This window comes from Chelativorans salis (assembly GCF_025336525.1).
GTDB lineage: Bacteria > Pseudomonadota > Alphaproteobacteria > Rhizobiales > Rhizobiaceae > Chelativorans > Chelativorans salis.
The window spans coordinates 104,527-120,673 of sequence record NZ_JAOCZP010000012.1 but is presented as its reverse complement, the minus strand read 5'-3'; the positions used below and the strand labels follow the sequence as shown (position 1 = coordinate 120,673).

The window sequence follows — 16,147 nt, the reverse complement described above, 5'->3', positions numbered from 1 at the left end:
ACGAGAGCAACAGGCACAGCAATGCCCGTCCAATGGCGGCTAGTGCCAGCTCTGTAGTACACAAGGGAGGACGCGGTGATCAGGATCGCGATCGCGGGCGCCGGTATAGGCGGCTTGACGGCGGCTCTTTGCCTGCATGAAGAAGGTTTTGAGGTCAAGGTTTTCGAGGCCGTGCCGGCGATCAGACCGCTTGGCGTCGGCATCAATGTCATGCCGCATTCCTCTAAGGTGCTGCACGATCTCGGCCTGGGTCCGGCTCTGGACAGGATTGCGATCCGAACCCGTTGCATCGAGTACCGCACCAAATACGGACAGCTGATCCAGTCTGACCCGCGCAGTATCGAGGCGGGTTTTGCGGCTCCGCAATACTCGATCCACCGCGGCGAATTTCAGTTTTTGCTGCTTGATGCCGTCCGTGAACGCCTCGGAGCCGATGCGGTTGAAACGGGAAAGCTCGTCGAGGGCTTCAGCCAGACGGATGACAACGTCACTGTGCGGTTTGCCGATGGCAACACCCATGAGGCCGATCTATTGATCGGGGCGGATGGGTTGCGTTCAAAGGTGCGCGAGCAGCTGCATCCCAATGAAGGACCGTTGTGCTACGAGGGCACCATGATGTTTCGTGGCGCTGTCGAGATGGATCAAATCGGTGACGGCCGCACGATGGTGATCGCCGGCAACCACGACGTGAAATTCGTGATGTATCCGATCAGCGAAAAGCTGCGCAAACGGGGCAAGGCGCTGACCAATTGGGTGGCGGAAGTGCGCGTTGAAAGGCCGCGCCACATCCAGGACGCCGATTGGACCCGTGGCGCAACGCTCGATTACGTCACGCCGTTCAAACAATTCCAGATGAGCGACATGGACCTTGTCAAGATCATGCAGGCGAGCGAAGGCGTGACCGAATTCCCGATGATCGATCGCGACCCGCTGCCGTTCTGGACGCAGGGCCGGGTCACCCTGCTGGGCGATGCCGCGCATCCGATGTATCCGATCGGCGCCAACGGCGCGAGCCAGGCGATGATGGACGGCCGTGTTCTGGTCGATTGCCTGGCCGAGAATGCCGGTCCTGAAGGGCTGAAAGCCTACGAGGAAATCCGCCTGCCGGTGGCCACCAGGGTGGTGCTCACCAACCGCGAAGGCGGTCCGGAGCAGGTGCTCGACATTGCGGACGCGCGCGTCAAGGGCCCCGACGACAAGATCGAGGATTTGATCACGGCGGAGGAGCTGGAGCAGGTCGCGGCCTCTTACCGCAACATTGCCGGCTTCCAGAAGAAGACGGCCTAATCCGATGCCGGTCTTTCACGCTGGTTTCGATCCTGCGGGGCAAGTTGTTCGTGTCCGCTTTGAACGGGGCGCACGCCGCGATCTCGGGCAGGAAATGGACGCTCTGGGCGTTTCGCGCGCATTGATCCTGACAACGCCGCAGCAGGTCGCTCAAGGGCAGGAAATCGTTCAGTCGCTGGGTGACCGCGCCGCAGGCCTGTTCTCAGGCGCCGCCATGCATACACCGGTGGAGGTCACGGAAGAGGCGATGGCGGAGATCCGCGCGAGCAGGGCGGATTGCACAATCGCTATCGGCGGCGGATCGACCATCGGGCTCGGCAAAGCGATCGCGTACCGCACCAACCTGCCGCAGATCGTCCTGCCCACGACCTATGCGGGTTCCGAGGCGACGCCGGTGCTCGGCCAGACCGAGAATGGTGTGAAGACGACTCTCAAATCACCAGGAGTTCAGCCGGAAGTCGTCGTCTACGATGCCGATCTGATCGCAACGCTGCCGGTGGACCTGACCGTGACAAGCGCGCTCAATGCCATGGCCCACTCCGTCGAGGGACTCTATGCGCGGGATGCCAGTCGGCTTTCCTCGGCGTTAGCGTTGGAAGGCATCCGTGCTTTCGCGGAGGGCCTGCCTCGTGTCATCGCGGCGCCGACGGATGTGGTTGCGCGCGAAGAAACGCTGTTTGGAGCCTGGCTCTGCGGAACGGTGCTCGCCCAGGTGGGGATGGCGTTGCATCACAAGCTCTGCCACACGCTCGGCGGCACCTTGAATCTGCCTCATGCGGAAACGCACGCGATCGTGCTGCCGCATACCACCGCATTCAACGAATTCGTTGCGGGCGATCGCCTCAGGCCGGTCGCCGATCTTCTGGGAAGCGATACCGCCGGCGGGGGGCTGTTTGACCTTGCCGAGAAGCTGGGGGCGCCGCTAGCGCTCAAATCGCTAGGCGTGTCGGAGAGCGATCTGGATCGTGTCGCCGAGCTTGCCGTGCAGAATTCCTACTGGAATCCGCGTGCCTTCGAGCGCGACGCGGTGCGCGCGCTGCTGCAAGACGCTTATGAGGGCAAGCGTCCGTAACGGGAGGTTCGAGATGACACAGTTTTTCACCGAGGAAGGTTCAGTCGAGGCCGTCAACGCCCGCATGGGTAGCGACGTGGATCCGCGGCTGAAGGAGGTGATGGCGTGCCTGACCAAGCACCTGCACAATTTTGCCAAGGAGATTCATCCGACCCAGGAGGAGTGGGACATTGGTATCGATTTCCTGACGAAGACCGGCCAGATATGCTCGGGCGAGCGTCAGGAATTCATCCTGCTGTCGGATGTCCTCGGCTTCTCGATGCTGGTCGACGCCATGAACAATCGCCGTCCTGTGGGCGCGACGGAGAATACTGTCTTTGGCCCTTTCCACGTGGCCGGTGCGCCGGAGCGGGCGATGGGGGAGAACATCTCGCTCGACGGAAAGGGGGAGACCTGCCTCTACGAGGGGCGCGTCGTCGATCTTCAAGGTGAGCCGATCGAGGGCGCCAAGATCGATGTCTGGTCCGACAACGCCGAAGGGTTCTACGACGTACAGCAGCCGGGTATCCAGCCGAAATGGAACAACCGCGGCATCTTCACGACCGGCGAGGGCGGCAGGTACAGCTTCATCGGCATCAAGCCCGTGAGCTATCCCATCCCCGATGACGGGCCGGTCGGCAAGATGCTGAGGGCGCTGGGACGGCACCCCTATCGGCCGGCGCACATGCATTTCCTGGTGACCGCCCCTGGATACCAGAAACTCGTGACCCACACATTCGTCGGCGACGACCCCTACATCACCTCCGATACGGTGTTCGGCGTGAAAGAAACGTTGGTCGCTCCGTTCGAGCATGTCGGAGGCGAAACGGAGTGGTGCTCGCATTTCGATTTCGTCCTGACGCCAACGGCGCGGGACCCCTGATGCCGAACGCCATCGTTATGGCGACCCATCGGGAACAGTCTTGCGGCAGGGCATCGCACCTATATTAGACCTTTGTATTGCTAATATAGATAACTTCAATTAGACCATGTTCGAGCAGATCGGGGGCGATCCAAACCCCGGCCATCTGCGACCAAAGGGAGGAAGCGATGAAAATCGATATGCTTTTAGGTGGTGAGTTCGTTGCTTCCAGCAACTCGAACTACTTTGAGCGCAGGAACCCGATCTCGTGCGAAGTCGTCACGACTGCGCCGGCGGCTACCAAAGCCGATGTGGACAATGCCGTTGCGTGTGCGTCCGAGGCATTCAAAACGTGGTCGAAGGTTGGCCCAAGCGCGCGGCGGGCAATCCTTCTCAAAGTCGCGGACGAATTCGAGGCGGCAGCGTCCGAGTTCATGGAAGTCGCGGCCGGGGAAACCGGCGCCACGAAGATCTGGCTCGGCTTCAACGTCAAGCTCGCGGCAGGAATGATCCGCGAAGCGGCAGCAATGACGACGCAGCTCAAGGGCGAGGTCATCCCCAGCGACAAGCCGGGCAGCCTGGCCATGGCGGTGCGGCGTCCGGTCGGCGTTCTGGTGGGCATGGCGCCCTGGAACGCGCCGATTATTCTCAGCGTCCGGGCTGTCGTCATGCCGATCGCTTGCGGAAACAGCGTCATTCTAAAAGCATCGGAACGGTGCCCGCACACGCACCGCATGATCGGCGAGATCTTCGAGCGGGGTGGGCTGCCGAAGGGGGTGATCAATGTCGTGACCCACTCTGCTGAAGGTGCGCCCGAAGTCGTTTCCGCGCTCATCGCGCATCCGAATGTCAAGCGCATCAACTTCACGGGTTCGACCCGTGTCGGGCGCATCGTTGCGGAACAGGCCGGAAAGCATCTAAAGCCGGTTCTGCTCGAGCTCGGCGGAAAGGCGCCGATGATTGTGCTCAAGGATGCGGATATCGACGCGGCGGTGAACGCGGCGGCATTCGGCGCATTCATGAACCAGGGCCAGATCTGCATGTCGACAGAGCGCGTGATCGTCGACGAGTCCATTGCGGCCGAGTTCGTCAAGCGCTTCGTTGAAAAGGCCAAGTCGCTTCCGTACGGAGATCCCGCCCAGAATGTGGTGCTTGGGTCGGTGGTCGATGCCGACATCATCGAGAACGTTCGCTCTCTTGTCGAAGATGCCGAGAACAAAGGGGCGAAGGTCGCTACGGGCGGCGTTCCCGAAAGCGGAACGATCATGCCTGCGACGATTGTCGACGGTGTCGTCAAGGACATGGAGCTTTACAGCGAAGAAAGTTTTGGCCCGATCGTGGCGGTCTTGCGCGCAAGGGATACCGAGCACGCCATCGAATTGGCCAACGACAGTTCCTACGGCCTCGCCGCCTCGGTATTCGGCTCCGATATCAACGAAACGCTTCGCGTCGCGGAGGCAATCGACTCCGGCATCTGCCATATCAATGGCCCGACGGTTGCCGATGAGGCCCAGATGCCGTTCGGCGGGACAAAGGCGTCCGGTTACGGAAAATTCGGCGGCCAGTCCGGTGTGGAGCAGTTCACGGAATTGCGCTGGATCACCATCGAGGATCCTCATCAGCACTATCCGTTCTAAGCCATGCCCTGGCTGGTTGGACTGGCGGTGTCATCATCCGACCCGCCGGCTCCCGGCTTTGACTCCAAATACATAGAGAATCTTGCGGCCCATGAATCTGCAAAGCACATCTGAAACGCGTTCCGACTGGACAACTGTCCGGGAAGCAACCTTCGATTTTCTCCGCTCGGTCGGCGTGGATACGTTTTTCGGGAATCCGGGCTCCACGGAATTGCCGATGCTGGACCGCTGGCCGAGCGACATACGGTATGTTCTGGCACTGCAGGAAGCATCCGTCGTCGGCATGGCCGACGGCTATGCGCGGGCTACCGGGAAAGCCGCCTTCGTGAATCTCCATTCCGCCGCCGGCCTCGGCCATTCGCTTGGCAATGTGTTCACGGCGTACAAGAATCGCGCGCCGATGGTGATCATCGCCGGACAGCAATCGCGTGATCTGTTGTTGAATCAGCCCTTTCTCGGCGCGACAGACGCGCCGAGCTTTCCGAAGCCCTATGTGAAATACAGCATCGAGCCGGCGCGTCCCGAAGACGTTCCCGCGGCGATCGCGCAGGCCTACCGCATTGCCATGCAGCGGCCCTGGGGCCCCACATTCGTATCCGTTCCGGTGGACGACTGGGCGGCGCGCTGCCGGCGGGTGAGGGACCGCGAGATCTCAATTGATACTGCGCCGGACCCGTCGCTGATCGAGAAGGCGGCGGCCATGCTGCTCGGCGCCAAGGCTCCCGTCCTGGTTGTGGGGCCCGAAGTCGACGAAGAGGACGCCGGGCGGGCACTGGTCGGGCTTGCGGAGCGGATGAACATCCCCGTGCTTGCGGCCCCGTTCGCGGCCCGGGTCGTGTTTCCGGAAGACCATCCTCTTTTCGCGGGCTTCCTGCCCGCGGCACCCGAAAAGGTCTCCGAGGCGCTGGAGAAATACGACGCCGTCGGCGTCATCGGCGCGCCGGTCTTCACGTATCACGTGTCCGGGCAATCCCGGCTGGTAGAGAGCGATATATCGCTTTTTCACTTGACGACCGACCACTTGACCGCCGCATCCGCGCCTTTGGGCCTGAGTATTCTCGGCAGCCTGAAATTCAGCATACCCGCACTGGCGGCGCTTCTGCCCGAGACCATAAATCCGGCGGGCAGCATGAAAAGTCCGCCAAAAAGCCCAAAGGTCGTCAAGGAAATCACGCCGGCGTATTTCTTCTACTGTCTGGGAAAACTCTGGGCGCCTGGAATGGTCATGATAGAGGAGTCGCCGTCCACCCGGCCCATCATGCAAGACTTCGTCCGCATTCGAGAATGGGGCGGCTTCTACACGATGTCGAGTGGCGGGCTTGGTTATGGTCTGCCCGGCGCTGTCGGCCTCGGTCTTGCCAGGCCCGAGCAGAAGATCGTGTGTGTCATTGGTGACGGCTCGTTCATGTATTCGCCCCAGGCTTTGTGGACCGCCATCCAGCACAATGTGAATCTCACCGTTCTGGTCCTGAACAATGGTGGCTACGGCGCCATGCGCTCGTTCAGTCGCACGCTGCAGGTGCAGGATGTCCCGGGCATCGATGTGCAGGGATTGGATTTCCTCCACCTGGCGAAGTCCATGGGGTGCCCCGCGCAACGGGTACGGACTTCCGCCGAGTTGGAGGACGCCTTGAGGAAAAATTTGGAGAGCACGGGGCCGAGGCTTCTGGAGGTCGTCGTCGATCCGGAAGTTCACATACTCTACTAGGCCGTGTGGAGGAACCGTACGCAACGTGTTGAACAAAGGGAGGAAGACCATGTCTAGCTGCATATCGAATGGAACAAAATCGAGGGGGCACCCTTCGCTGACGGGCTGGTTACAGTGTAAACAGGGCCTTGTCTTGGGCGCCTTCGGCGCAGTGGCCCTGATGGTGATGCCTTCGGTGGCACAGGAGTTCACCTTTAACCTACATCACTTCCTCGGTCCCAAGGCGCCCGCGCATCATGCGATGCTGGAGCCTTGGGCGAAGCGGATAGAGGAAGCCTCCGACGGGCGGGTAAAGATCGAAATCTACCCCGCAATGTCCCTCGGAGGGACACCCCCCGAACTGATCCGGCAGGCTCGCGACGGCGTGGTGGATTTGGTTTGGACCTTGAACGGCTACACTCCGGGCCTGTTTCCACGCACGGAAGTGTTCGAGTTGCCGAATGTCCACTTCAACGACCCGGTCGCCACAAACCTGGCGCTTGCCGAACTGTTCGATGAGTATCTTGCCGAAGAGCATGTCGGCGTAAAGGTTCTGTTCCAGCATGTGCACGCCGGGCAGGCAATTCATACTGTGGATACTGAAGTTCACTCGCCGTCCGATCTTCAGGGTAAGACGCTCAGGACCCCAACCAGAACCGGAGCTTGGGTCGTCGAGGCGTTGGGTGCGAATCCTGTCTCCATGCCTGTTCCCGATTTCCCTCAGGCTCTGTCGCGGGGCGTGGTCGATGGCGGTCTGGTTCCGTTTGAAATCGTGCCCGCCCTTCAGCTGCAGGATTTGACCGATTATCAGATCGAACTTGCCGATGGCGGACGGTTAGGCACGAGCGTCTTTCAGGTTTCCATGAATCTCGATCGCTGGAACGGCCTGCCCGAGGATATTCAGAAGGCATTCCTCGACAATTCCGATGAGGATTGGTTGCGCGAAGTTGGCCAGATTTGGGCCAGCTTCGAGACGGTGGGCCTGAAGATCATCGGGGATGCGGGCAATAGCCACATCAATTTGACCCCGGAAGGAAGCGCGGCGTTCACCGCCGCCATGGACACCGTGGTCAGTCGTTGGATCGAAGAAGCCGGTTCAAACGGCATTGATGCTGAGAATCTGGTCAAGGCGGCGCAGGAAAAAATCGCTGCACATTCGAAATAGGCTACCCTAAGCATAGGTGTTCCAAAATGGCGGCCGCGACTTCCCGACAGGATATCTTCGTCTCGTTGACGCGCAATATCTGTAAATGGTGGGCGCTCGGCGGTGGCGTCGTTCTCTTCGCGCTCGTGGCCGTCAATGTGGTCAGCGTCGTGATGGCGGCGCTGATCAACAAGCCCGTACCAGGCGTCTATGAACTGGTACAGATGGGGGCGGCCGTCTCAATGTTCATGGCGGTACCGTATTGCCAGATTTCAGGCTCGAACGTGACCGCTGATATTTTCACCGCGGGCCTTGAGAGGCGTGTGATTGTCTTTCTTGGCGGTGTAGGCGCGCTGTTCGGATTGGCCTGGGCGCTCTTTTTGCTTTGGCGCATGAGTGCCGGGTTTGAAGACGTCTATGAATATCGGGAGACAACGGCGATCTATCAGATTCCTATCTGGTATGCCTACGTCCCGACCCTTGTTTCATTGCTGCTGTTCGCTTTGGCGGCAATAGCGAATCTCATTCAGGCAAAGCAGGGAAAACTGCCCGAGGAAGTCGAGGCAGGAATGAGCAGCTAGGCAACAGGCGTTGCGCTAGCTGGTCGCATAAATTTCGGGGGAGTGCCGTGGACGGCGAATTTCTAGTCGGAATAATGGGCGTTGTTGCCCTTGTAGGGCTTATCGCAGTCCGTGTGCCAATTGCCTACGCGATGACAGCCGTTGGACTGGCCGGCATTTGGATGCTGTCCGGGCCCGCAATATTGCTCTCGCAGATGAAGTCGCTGGCTTACGGCACCTTCTCAAATTACGATCTATCGGTGGTGCCCCTGTTCATCCTGATGGGGCACCTCGCATCCAGGTCCAACTTGTCCTACGGCCTGTTCAGGGCCGCAAATGCATGGCTTGGCCATTTCCGGGGCGGGGTGGCGATGGCAGCGATTGCCGCTTGCGCAGGCTTCGGAGCCGTTTGCGGTTCTTCACTGGCCACCGCATCGACAATGGGCAAGGTCGCGCTGCCCGAATTGCGACGTTACAATTATTCTTCCGCGCTCGCGACCGGCACGTTGGCGGCAGGCGGCACACTGGGCATTCTCATCCCACCCTCGATTGTTCTCGTCGTCTATTCGGTGATCGTCGAGGCCAACATCATCCAGATGTTCTCCGCGGCGATGTTCCCCAGCCTGCTCGCAGTGCTTTTCTTTGTCGCTACAATTTGGTTCTACACCTTGTTTGTCCCAAATGCGGGGCCGAAAGGCAGTGTCGTCACTCGGAAAGAACTGGTTTCGGCGACGCTTGGAGCTGTACCTGTTATACTTGTTTTCGGGATCATGCTAGGCGGCATGTATGCCGGTTTCTATACCGCGACAGCCGCCGCTTCGATCGGCGTGTTCCTTGTTCTCGCTTACGGCTTCGTCACCGGGCTCCTGACGCTAGAAGACATAATCGAGGCCATTCTCGCCACCGCGAAAAATGCGGGTATGATTTATCTCATCGTCCTGGGCGCGGAGCTTCTGGAAATATTCATGTCGCGAGGCGGAGTGCCGCAAGCGGCGGCACAAGTGATGCTCGAATCAGGACTGCCTCCCTACTTCCTGCTGTTGCTCGTCCTTATCGCTCTGATTGTTCTCGGAATGTTTATGGATTCCCTCTCAATCGTCCTGCTGACCTTGCCTTTTTTTTGGCCGGTGATTTCCGAGTTGAACTTCGGGCTGACAGAGAATGAAACCAAGATGTGGTTTGGCATTCTGGCCTTGATCGTGGTTGAGTTGGGGCTGATAACGCCTCCGGTGGGGATGAATGTTTTCGTCATCAACGCCATGGCCAAAGATGTTCCGATGATGGAGACCTTCAAGGGTGCATTCCCCTTTTTTGCTGTCGAGCTCTTGCGTGTTGCAATCATCGTTGCGTTTCCGGCGCTCGTGCTGTTTTTCCCTGCCTGGATAGGTTGATCAATGTTCCTCGCGGCAGGGGCAAATCCGTTGCCGCGTGCGGCCGTTCAAAGACACGAGCTCGCCTGCATCTATCTTTGAACGGGGTTCTGCGGACGGTTGGAAGGCTGTCTGCGTTGGAGTTCGGATCGCCCTTTGCTTTTACAAAGAGCCGTCGCATTAGTTGGGCCAGGGATACATGAGCGAGCAACTGAATAACTCTGTTTTGACGGCGTTCGAGATCCTGTCGCTGTTCTCGAATGGGCGCCAAAGCCTGACAAGTCAGATTGTTTGCAAAGAGTTGGGACTTACGCCCATAACCGCACATCGTTTTCTTCGCACTTTGGAGGTGGCCGGCGCCCTGGTATCCGAACGTCGCGGGCAGTACCGGCTTGGGCTTGCGCTTGCGGACCTGGGTTCGATCGCCGCGTCATCGGACATTATTGCGAGAATTGCGCAGCCATATCTTGACGATCTGGCGTCCCGTTTCCGGGAGACGGCGATTGCCACCACCTACCGCAATAACCGGATGGTCGTGATTGCGAGCGCCAATTCCTCGCGGTCCTATTCACTCAATATGGGCGTGGGCGAGCCACTGGAGATGCATTGCACGGCGAACGGTAAGCTGTGGCTCGCCAGCCTGACGAATGAGCAAGTGGAGAGTTTTCTTTCCAGCCAGGAACTGCAGGCTTACACGCCCCAAACCGTGGTCGACGCGCAGCGCTTGAAAGTCGAAATTGAGCAGGTCCGCAAGGACGGCTACTCGTTCTGCCGAGGGGAGCGGGAAGCGGAGATTACGGCGATTGGCGTGCCTGTACTGTCGGGCACCGGGCGTATGATTGCAGGAATCTCCCTCGTGGGCGCCAACTCGCACTTCGGAGACGAATTCACCAGGGAAGCCTTGGAAGCGCTCCGAAAGACGGCGGGGAGAATTAGTGCCTCCGTGGCTGGTGAGTCGGACTCTTACGGGCATGATTAGCAAGGCTGTCGCGGCGGATGCTCACATCCTCGCGGAACACATCAGTTCGCCATCGTTTGCGATGTGACAGGCCAACGTGCAGCAGGCCCGGATCGACGCGCGCGTGCCGCAATGCGGTTACTGCGAGTCGGGCACGATCATGGCGGCGGCCGGCCTGCTCGTGGCCACAACCGCAGCAGCTTATCTGATCTACTTCCGCGTTCTGAAAACAGCGGGCGCCACCAATTTGCTGCTTGTCACGATGCTGATACCCGTAACCGCCATCCTGCTGGGCTTCCTCTTCCTCGGCGAGACCTTGAGCTTGTCGGAATTGACCGGAATGGCGCTGATCGCATTCGGCCTGCTTTCAATCGACGGGCGGATATGGCGCGGCATTCTGGCGGAGAGGACATGACAGCTCCACTATCGAGAAAGGTGCACTGATAGACGATCGCCTTGCGTAGCGCTGTTGGCGGCAGGCTTGTTGGCGCCATGCTCAAGACTGGAACAAATATGTAATGCAAAATATTGTTGTTGCGTTGAGACGGCGCTGCCCAGAGTTGTGCGAGGGAGGGCGGTGATGAAACCGCAGGAAGATGACTTAGTCCTTTCGGGCGTGATCGGCGAATACGCCGAGTACCGGCCTCCGATGGCCCTCGAAAGGCATTTCCAGTGCACCTGGTCCAACACGTTACGACCCGACGGCCCCAGCTGCCTGGCGGTCGTACCGGATGGCTGCGTCGACATCACGTGGATCGACGGGGAGTTGATCGTGGCGGGGCCAGATGTGGCCGTCGCTGTCTCGCCGCTCACCGCCGGCAGCACCGTCATCGGCGCCCGCTTCCGTCCTGGTGCTGCACGCAGGTGGCTTGGCCTTCCCATGTCGGAGATCGTAGGTCGCCGCATCGCGCTGCGCGAATTCTGGGGGCCACGGGCAAACGCAATCGCGCAAAGGATCGGCGACGTGCCATCGCCGGCGGGGCGAATGCGGACCATGGAGGCGCTTTTCTCGCAATTGGCGCCCGACATCGACCCACCCTCGGCGGAGTTCGGCTTCGTCTTCAATGCGCTGAGGACAGAGTCGGCCGGGCGCGGCATGGTGATCATTCTCGACCGGCTGGACGTCAGCCCGCGAACGCTGCGCCGCCATTGCCAGGAGACGTTCGGCTACGGGCCGAAGACGCTCGACCGCATTCTGCGCTTCCAGCGCTTTCTTGCCTTGGCCCACCGGGCCCATGAGCCGCGCCTGGCCGATATCGCCTTCGCGGCGGGATATTCCGATCAGGCGCATCTCACGCGCGAAGTGCGGCGTCTCTCGGGCTTCTCGCCGGCCGCGATCCTCTCGCAAATCACTGCCTGACCTGGCCGTTTCATTCAATACGCCCGCGCATCATATTTCTATTGTTTTGCCTCCTGATCGAAGGAGGCAAACATGACGATCCATCAAGCCCGCACGATCTCGGTATCGATCGGACGCGACTGGCGCGAGGTCTATGACTTCGCCTCAATCCCACAGAACTTCCCGCGCTGGGCCGCCGGCCTGGGCAGGCGGTTTGAGGAAACCGGAGACGATTGGACTGCCGAGGATCCCGACGGCCGCCCTATCCGAATCCGCTTCTCGACGCCCAACGCGTATGGCGTCCTCGACCATACGGTGTTCACCGAGGACGGCCGCGAAACCCACAACGCCATGCGCGTGATCCCGAACGGCACTGGCGCCGAGATCATGTTCACCCTGCTGAAGATGCCGGGCATGACGGACGAAATCTTCGCCGCCGACGCCGCAGCAGTAGAACGCGACCTGAACGCCCTCAAGGCATTGCTTGAACGCTGAGCTTCAAATCTCGAAAGGAGAAACCCAATGGCCAATTCCGGAAACGATCAACGCATCGATTATGTCGAGTTCACCGTCGGCGACATCGTGCGCTCGCGCGATTTCTACGGCAAGGCATTCGGCTGGTCCTTCAAGGACTACGGTCCAGGCTACTGTGAGTTCAATGATGGCCGCCTTACCGGCGGCTTTGCTCTCGGCCGTGACAAGGTTCGCGACCATCCGGCCGAAACCCGCGGTCCTCTGGTGATCCTCTACGCCACCGATCTCGCCGGGACCCAGCGCCGCGTCGAGGAGGCTGGCGCCAAGATCGTGAAGCCCGCCTATTCCTTCCCGGGCGGCCGCCGCTTCCACTTCGCCGATCCCGACGGTTACGAGCTGGCGGTGTGGTCGGACAAGTGAGAAAGTGAAAGGCGGCCCACATGGGCCGCCTTTCAAGTGTTCACGCACGAAGCTTCAAGCGCTTCGGCCGGTCGTCCAATACCGACTATGCCGCGTCTGCACGGAGTTTCAGGGCCGGCAGCATGACTTCACGGGCGAACTGGGAGAAGGGGCGGGCGGCATGCCCGGAAATCTTCGGCACCCAGTCCGTCGTGAAGTCACCCCAACCCGACGCATAGGCGCTGAAATACCCCCTGGTGGCTTCCGCCTGCCATTCGTTGCCTCCCATGCTGCGAACCAGGTCTGCCGCTGCCTCGGGTGCAATGGAGACGTAGCGTACCTTACGGCCGAGTTCGGCCGACAGGTACTCGGCGACATCGTGACCGGAGATGGATTGCGGCCCGGTCAGATCGTAGGTGCCACCATCCCAGCGGGGATCGATCAGCGCCCGCGCTGCGGTGTCTGAAATGTCGCGCGGATCGACCATCCCGACCCTGGCGTCGCCGAGGGCATATCGGACGGTGCCATCCGATGCGATGCTTTCGGCGGCGCCGAACAGGCAGTTGTTCATGAAGAAGTGCGGCCGCAGGATCACGAAATCCAGGCCGACCGGCGATCTCGTCATCCGTGCGCGCGTGCTGGCGCGAATTGTCGTTGGGACCGTCGTGCGCTGCCTTAACGGCGGAGATGCGCACGATCCGCTTTACGCCAGCGCGTTTTGCGGCCGCAATTGCCGCACTCGCCCAGTCCGCCGCCCGCGCATGCGGTGGCGTCAGGAGGAGTGCGGTTTCGATGCCGGCAAAGGCGCAATCGAGCGACGCTGGATCGGCGTAGTCAGCGACGACCGTCTCCGCGCCCAGCGCTGCCGGTTGTCGCGCCTTCTTTTCAGAGTGCACCATCGCGCGGACCGTGTGGCCGGCGTGCCTGAGTGGCTGGATGAGTTGGCTTGCGACCGTCCCGGTCGCACCTGTGACGAAGATAGTCATTGTCGTGGCTCCATCTGTCGTTGGTCGATGTGCCCAATTTATCCCCGTGGGTTGGAACCGTATTGATCGAATCGGCCACGCGCTGCGACCTGAAGCCGGCAGTGCGACGATCCCCAGCGCTTAGTCGCTGCGCTAGCGTGTCATTTCGCCCCTCCCGCAAATACACCCAGTCTGCCGTTGGGTGGCACCGTCTGACTCGAGCCACCTATGTAGCGGCGGGCTCAAAAGAAGGCCTTTGCTTAATTCGCTTTTGCGCCGGTTGATAGCTCTCAGGCTTCCATCCGCCTGCGACGAGCGGGGCAATCGGGAGCGCGTGCTGCCGCTCGGGAACCATCGTCTCGTCGGCAGGACCCGTCATGGTTTGCAACGCGCGCCGGATTCCGGAAAGGTGAGAGTCACTCACCATCGCGTAGTGCACGGCAAAACAGGCCGCAAGGGCGATGATGTGCACCGTGTTTGATGGGTTCTTCATGACGGCTGGTCGCTGTGTGGGGCGGTTGATTAAAAAGGGGTGGAAAGACCACCTTGGGAACGGCCGCGCTGCTGCGATCCAGGGTGATCTTCCAGCCGAGCGGAGATCAGGCAGCCATCGCGAGTTCGGAGACGACGTTCAGTGCACTTGAAAGCGCCCTTTGTTCCGCCTCTGCACCCATCCCGACGCCCTCGATGCGAATGACTTCGATATCGGACATTCCCAGGAAAGTGAGCAGAGTCTTCAGGTAGGGGACGGCATGGTCGAACACAGCGGCGGCCCCCTGCGAATAGACTCCGCCCGAAGCAACGACCAGGTAGACCTTCTTGTTCTTGACCAGGCCTTCGGGACCGCTCTCGGTGTAGCGGAAGGTGCGGCCGGCACGCGCCACGTGGTCGAGCCAGGACTTCAACGTCGAGGAGATGCTGAAGTTGATGATTCCCGTGGCAATCACGATCGTGTCTGCCGCAAGAACCTCATCGACCGCCGCATCGGAAACGGCCACCAGCCGCGCCTGCTTCTCGCTACGATCGTCCGCCGGCGTATAGATGCCCGAAGCAAAATCGGGTTCGATATGCGGAAGAGGATCCTGAACGAGGTCGCGTTTTACCAAGGTTGCGGCCGATTGCGTCGTGCGCAGTTTGTCCGCCAGCTCGGTTGCGAGCCGTGTGGAATGGGAGGCCTCGCCGCGCGGGCTTGAGGTAACGAGCAGGATGGAGGTCATGGCTTCTGTCCTTTTGCTTTGCCCGGCAGTTGCCAAGCGGATTGCATAGACGCAATCTGGCGATGGACAGCCATCCTGAAAACTGGGAAAATATCGCTGGAAACAATCGAGAAAATTGATATATCATGGAAGCCAATCCCACGCTCGACCAATTGCAGGTCTTTCTTGCTGTCGCGGAGGCAGGGAGCTTTTCGGCCGCGGCCCGCAAGCTCAACCGGGCTCAATCGGTGATCAGCTACACGATCGCCAATCTGGAAGCGCAGCTTGAGGTAAACCTCTTCGACCGTACAGGCACACGCCGGCCGCAGCTGACCGAGGCGGGCCTCACACTTCTGGAGGATGCGCGCCGCATGGTTGCCGGCCTGCAGCTCCTGCGTGCGCGGGCCCGCGGGCTGGGTCAGGGTCTTGAAGGTGAGGTTGTGGTCGCGGTCGACGTGCTTCTGCCCACGCCGGTTTTTACAACCGTCCTGAAGGCATTTCGAAGCGAATACCCGACAGTGAGTGTGCGCCTTTATACCGGCGCCCTCGGAGTCGTCTGGGATCTGGTCCTGAAACACGAGGTGCATGTCGGTATTGCCGGCGCGCCGGCGACCAGCCATGATGAATTCGTCAGCCACAAGGTGGGGCAATCGCAGTTCATCCCTGTCGCCGCTCCGGGCCATCCGTTGGCCGTGGCCGATGGGCCCGTTCCCTCGTCGATCGTCCGCGAGGAATTCCAGATCGTGATTACGGACCCCACGAACCACACCAGGGGAAAAGACTTCGGGGTCCATGCCTTCAACACCTGGCGCGTGACCGATGCCGCGACCAAGCACGCCCTGATTCTGGCAGGTCTAGGCTGGGGTGGGCTGCCGAAATGGATGGTCGAGGATGACATATCGAAGGGCCGGCTGGTCGAACTGTCGCTGGATCCTTATCCGCCAACTGACTATTCGCTCTATGCCATGCACGCGGCCGATACGCCCTACGGTCCAGCTGCGGCATGGCTTGTGGATCGTTTCAAACGCGAGCTTGAGGTTTTTCGTGAACAAAGCGGGTAGGCCACAATGACACTGCAGAACCGATACCCCGCCTTTCAAGCCAAATCTGGTGCCCGCATTCGGACCGCGTAGAAGGGCAGCTGAGTTTAAGCAAAAGAGAGGAACTGGCATTGTAGTTTCCTTCAGTTCGACTGGTATGGGGCGGTACTGAGCCACG

Annotated in this window: 17 protein-coding genes and 1 pseudogene; 14 read left to right on the top strand and 4 right to left on the bottom strand. The window is 60.3% G+C overall.

The window, feature by feature from the left end; genetic code table 11:
* The first annotated feature begins 75 nt into the window (after positions 1-75).
* The 13 genes from N5A92_RS25080 to N5A92_RS25020 all read left to right on the top strand — a co-directional run bounded on the left by N5A92_RS25080 (position 76) and on the right by N5A92_RS25020 (position 12,789).
* On the top strand, positions 76-1,287 hold the full coding sequence (locus tag N5A92_RS25080) for a flavin-dependent oxidoreductase (RefSeq protein WP_260907166.1): 1,212 nt from the start codon (positions 76-78) through the stop codon (positions 1,285-1,287).
* 4 nt (positions 1,288-1,291) lie between these two features.
* Positions 1,292-2,359: a maleylacetate reductase gene (locus N5A92_RS25075; protein WP_260907164.1), complete on the top strand. Its 1,068-nt coding sequence runs from the start codon at positions 1,292-1,294 to the stop codon at positions 2,357-2,359.
* 13 nt (positions 2,360-2,372) lie between these two features.
* Positions 2,373-3,221 carry an intradiol ring-cleavage dioxygenase gene (locus tag N5A92_RS25070; RefSeq protein WP_260907162.1) on the top strand — a complete coding sequence of 283 codons (849 nt, stop codon included), beginning with the start codon at positions 2,373-2,375 and terminating at the stop codon, positions 3,219-3,221.
* A gap of 167 nt (positions 3,222-3,388) precedes the next feature.
* Positions 3,389-4,837 carry an aldehyde dehydrogenase gene (locus N5A92_RS25065; protein ID WP_260907160.1) on the top strand — a complete coding sequence of 483 codons (1,449 nt, stop codon included), beginning with the start codon at positions 3,389-3,391 and terminating at the stop codon, positions 4,835-4,837.
* Between the two features lie 91 nt (positions 4,838-4,928).
* Positions 4,929-6,545, top strand: coding sequence for a benzoylformate decarboxylase (gene mdlC, locus N5A92_RS25060; protein WP_260907158.1), 1,617 nt, complete (start codon positions 4,929-4,931; stop codon positions 6,543-6,545).
* A 160-nt stretch (positions 6,546-6,705) separates the two neighbouring features.
* On the top strand, positions 6,706-7,689 hold the full coding sequence (locus tag N5A92_RS25055) for a TRAP transporter substrate-binding protein (RefSeq protein ID WP_260907205.1): 984 nt from the start codon (positions 6,706-6,708) through the stop codon (positions 7,687-7,689).
* Positions 7,690-7,715: 26 nt separating this feature from the next.
* Entirely contained in the window at positions 7,716-8,249 is a 534-nt protein-coding gene (locus N5A92_RS25050) for a TRAP transporter small permease (protein ID WP_260907156.1), read from the top strand.
* Positions 8,250-8,296: 47 nt separating this feature from the next.
* The gene (locus tag N5A92_RS25045) at positions 8,297-9,619 is read left to right on the top strand and encodes a TRAP transporter large permease (protein WP_260907154.1); all 1,323 of its coding nucleotides are present in this window, start codon (positions 8,297-8,299) and stop codon (positions 9,617-9,619) included.
* Positions 9,620-9,797: 178 nt separating this feature from the next.
* On the top strand, positions 9,798-10,577 hold the full coding sequence (locus N5A92_RS25040) for an IclR family transcriptional regulator (protein WP_260907153.1): 780 nt from the start codon (positions 9,798-9,800) through the stop codon (positions 10,575-10,577).
* 76 nt (positions 10,578-10,653) lie between these two features.
* The gene (locus tag N5A92_RS25035; protein WP_260907152.1) at positions 10,654-10,971 is read left to right on the top strand and encodes an EamA family transporter; all 318 of its coding nucleotides are present in this window, start codon (positions 10,654-10,656) and stop codon (positions 10,969-10,971) included.
* A gap of 165 nt (positions 10,972-11,136) precedes the next feature.
* Positions 11,137-11,916 carry a helix-turn-helix domain-containing protein gene (locus N5A92_RS25030; RefSeq protein ID WP_260907151.1) on the top strand — a complete coding sequence of 260 codons (780 nt, stop codon included), beginning with the start codon at positions 11,137-11,139 and terminating at the stop codon, positions 11,914-11,916.
* Positions 11,917-11,988: 72 nt separating this feature from the next.
* Positions 11,989-12,390: an SRPBCC family protein gene (locus tag N5A92_RS25025; RefSeq protein WP_260907150.1), complete on the top strand. Its 402-nt coding sequence runs from the start codon at positions 11,989-11,991 to the stop codon at positions 12,388-12,390.
* A 27-nt stretch (positions 12,391-12,417) separates the two neighbouring features.
* Positions 12,418-12,789: a VOC family protein gene (locus N5A92_RS25020; protein WP_260907149.1), complete on the top strand. Its 372-nt coding sequence runs from the start codon at positions 12,418-12,420 to the stop codon at positions 12,787-12,789.
* An 85-nt stretch (positions 12,790-12,874) separates the two neighbouring features.
* Here the strand turns inward: N5A92_RS25020 and N5A92_RS25015 are convergent, their stop codons facing one another.
* From N5A92_RS25015 to N5A92_RS25005, 4 genes and pseudogenes are all read right to left on the bottom strand, one after another.
* On the bottom strand, positions 12,875-13,393 hold the full coding sequence (locus tag N5A92_RS25015; RefSeq protein WP_260907148.1) for a Rossmann-fold NAD(P)-binding domain-containing protein: 519 nt from the start codon (positions 13,391-13,393) through the stop codon (positions 12,875-12,877).
* Between the two features lie 31 nt (positions 13,394-13,424).
* Positions 13,425-13,754, bottom strand: a pseudogene (locus N5A92_RS27590) (SDR family oxidoreductase); the annotation flags it as partial.
* A gap of 205 nt (positions 13,755-13,959) precedes the next feature.
* The gene (locus N5A92_RS25010) at positions 13,960-14,226 is read right to left on the bottom strand and encodes a hypothetical protein (RefSeq protein WP_260907147.1); all 267 of its coding nucleotides are present in this window, start codon (positions 14,224-14,226) and stop codon (positions 13,960-13,962) included.
* 106 nt (positions 14,227-14,332) lie between these two features.
* A complete protein-coding gene (locus N5A92_RS25005; protein ID WP_260907146.1) occupies positions 14,333-14,950 on the bottom strand; it encodes an FMN-dependent NADH-azoreductase in 618 nt (205 codons plus the stop codon).
* Positions 14,951-15,075: 125 nt separating this feature from the next.
* Between N5A92_RS25005 and N5A92_RS25000 the strand changes: the two genes are divergently transcribed.
* Positions 15,076-15,990 carry a LysR family transcriptional regulator gene (locus N5A92_RS25000; RefSeq protein WP_260907145.1) on the top strand — a complete coding sequence of 305 codons (915 nt, stop codon included), beginning with the start codon at positions 15,076-15,078 and terminating at the stop codon, positions 15,988-15,990.
* Positions 15,991-16,147 lie beyond the last annotated feature (157 nt).

Excerpts from the sequence above, each read along its gene's own strand:
- N5A92_RS25020 (WP_260907149.1), top strand. The coding sequence starts at position 12,418 with ATGGCCAATTCCGGAAACGATCAACGCATCGATTATGTCGAGTTCACC.
- mdlC (WP_260907158.1), top strand. The coding sequence starts at position 4,929 with ATGAATCTGCAAAGCACATCTGAAACGCGTTCCGACTGGACAACTGTC.
- N5A92_RS25015 (WP_260907148.1), bottom strand. The coding sequence starts at position 13,393 with ATGACGAGATCGCCGGTCGGCCTGGATTTCGTGATCCTGCGGCCGCAC.
- N5A92_RS25070 (WP_260907162.1), top strand. The coding sequence starts at position 2,373 with ATGACACAGTTTTTCACCGAGGAAGGTTCAGTCGAGGCCGTCAACGCC.
- N5A92_RS25040 (WP_260907153.1), top strand. The coding sequence starts at position 9,798 with ATGAGCGAGCAACTGAATAACTCTGTTTTGACGGCGTTCGAGATCCTG.
- N5A92_RS25010 (WP_260907147.1), bottom strand. The coding sequence starts at position 14,226 with ATGAAGAACCCATCAAACACGGTGCACATCATCGCCCTTGCGGCCTGT.
- N5A92_RS25065 (WP_260907160.1), top strand. The coding sequence starts at position 3,389 with ATGAAAATCGATATGCTTTTAGGTGGTGAGTTCGTTGCTTCCAGCAAC.
- N5A92_RS25030 (WP_260907151.1), top strand. The coding sequence starts at position 11,137 with ATGAAACCGCAGGAAGATGACTTAGTCCTTTCGGGCGTGATCGGCGAA.
- N5A92_RS25055 (WP_260907205.1), top strand. The coding sequence starts at position 6,706 with ATGGTGATGCCTTCGGTGGCACAGGAGTTCACCTTTAACCTACATCAC.
- N5A92_RS25050 (WP_260907156.1), top strand. The coding sequence starts at position 7,716 with ATGGCGGCCGCGACTTCCCGACAGGATATCTTCGTCTCGTTGACGCGC.
- N5A92_RS25005 (WP_260907146.1), bottom strand. The coding sequence starts at position 14,950 with ATGACCTCCATCCTGCTCGTTACCTCAAGCCCGCGCGGCGAGGCCTCC.
- N5A92_RS25000 (WP_260907145.1), top strand. The coding sequence starts at position 15,076 with ATGGAAGCCAATCCCACGCTCGACCAATTGCAGGTCTTTCTTGCTGTC.
- N5A92_RS25075 (WP_260907164.1), top strand. The coding sequence starts at position 1,292 with ATGCCGGTCTTTCACGCTGGTTTCGATCCTGCGGGGCAAGTTGTTCGT.
- N5A92_RS25025 (WP_260907150.1), top strand. The coding sequence starts at position 11,989 with ATGACGATCCATCAAGCCCGCACGATCTCGGTATCGATCGGACGCGAC.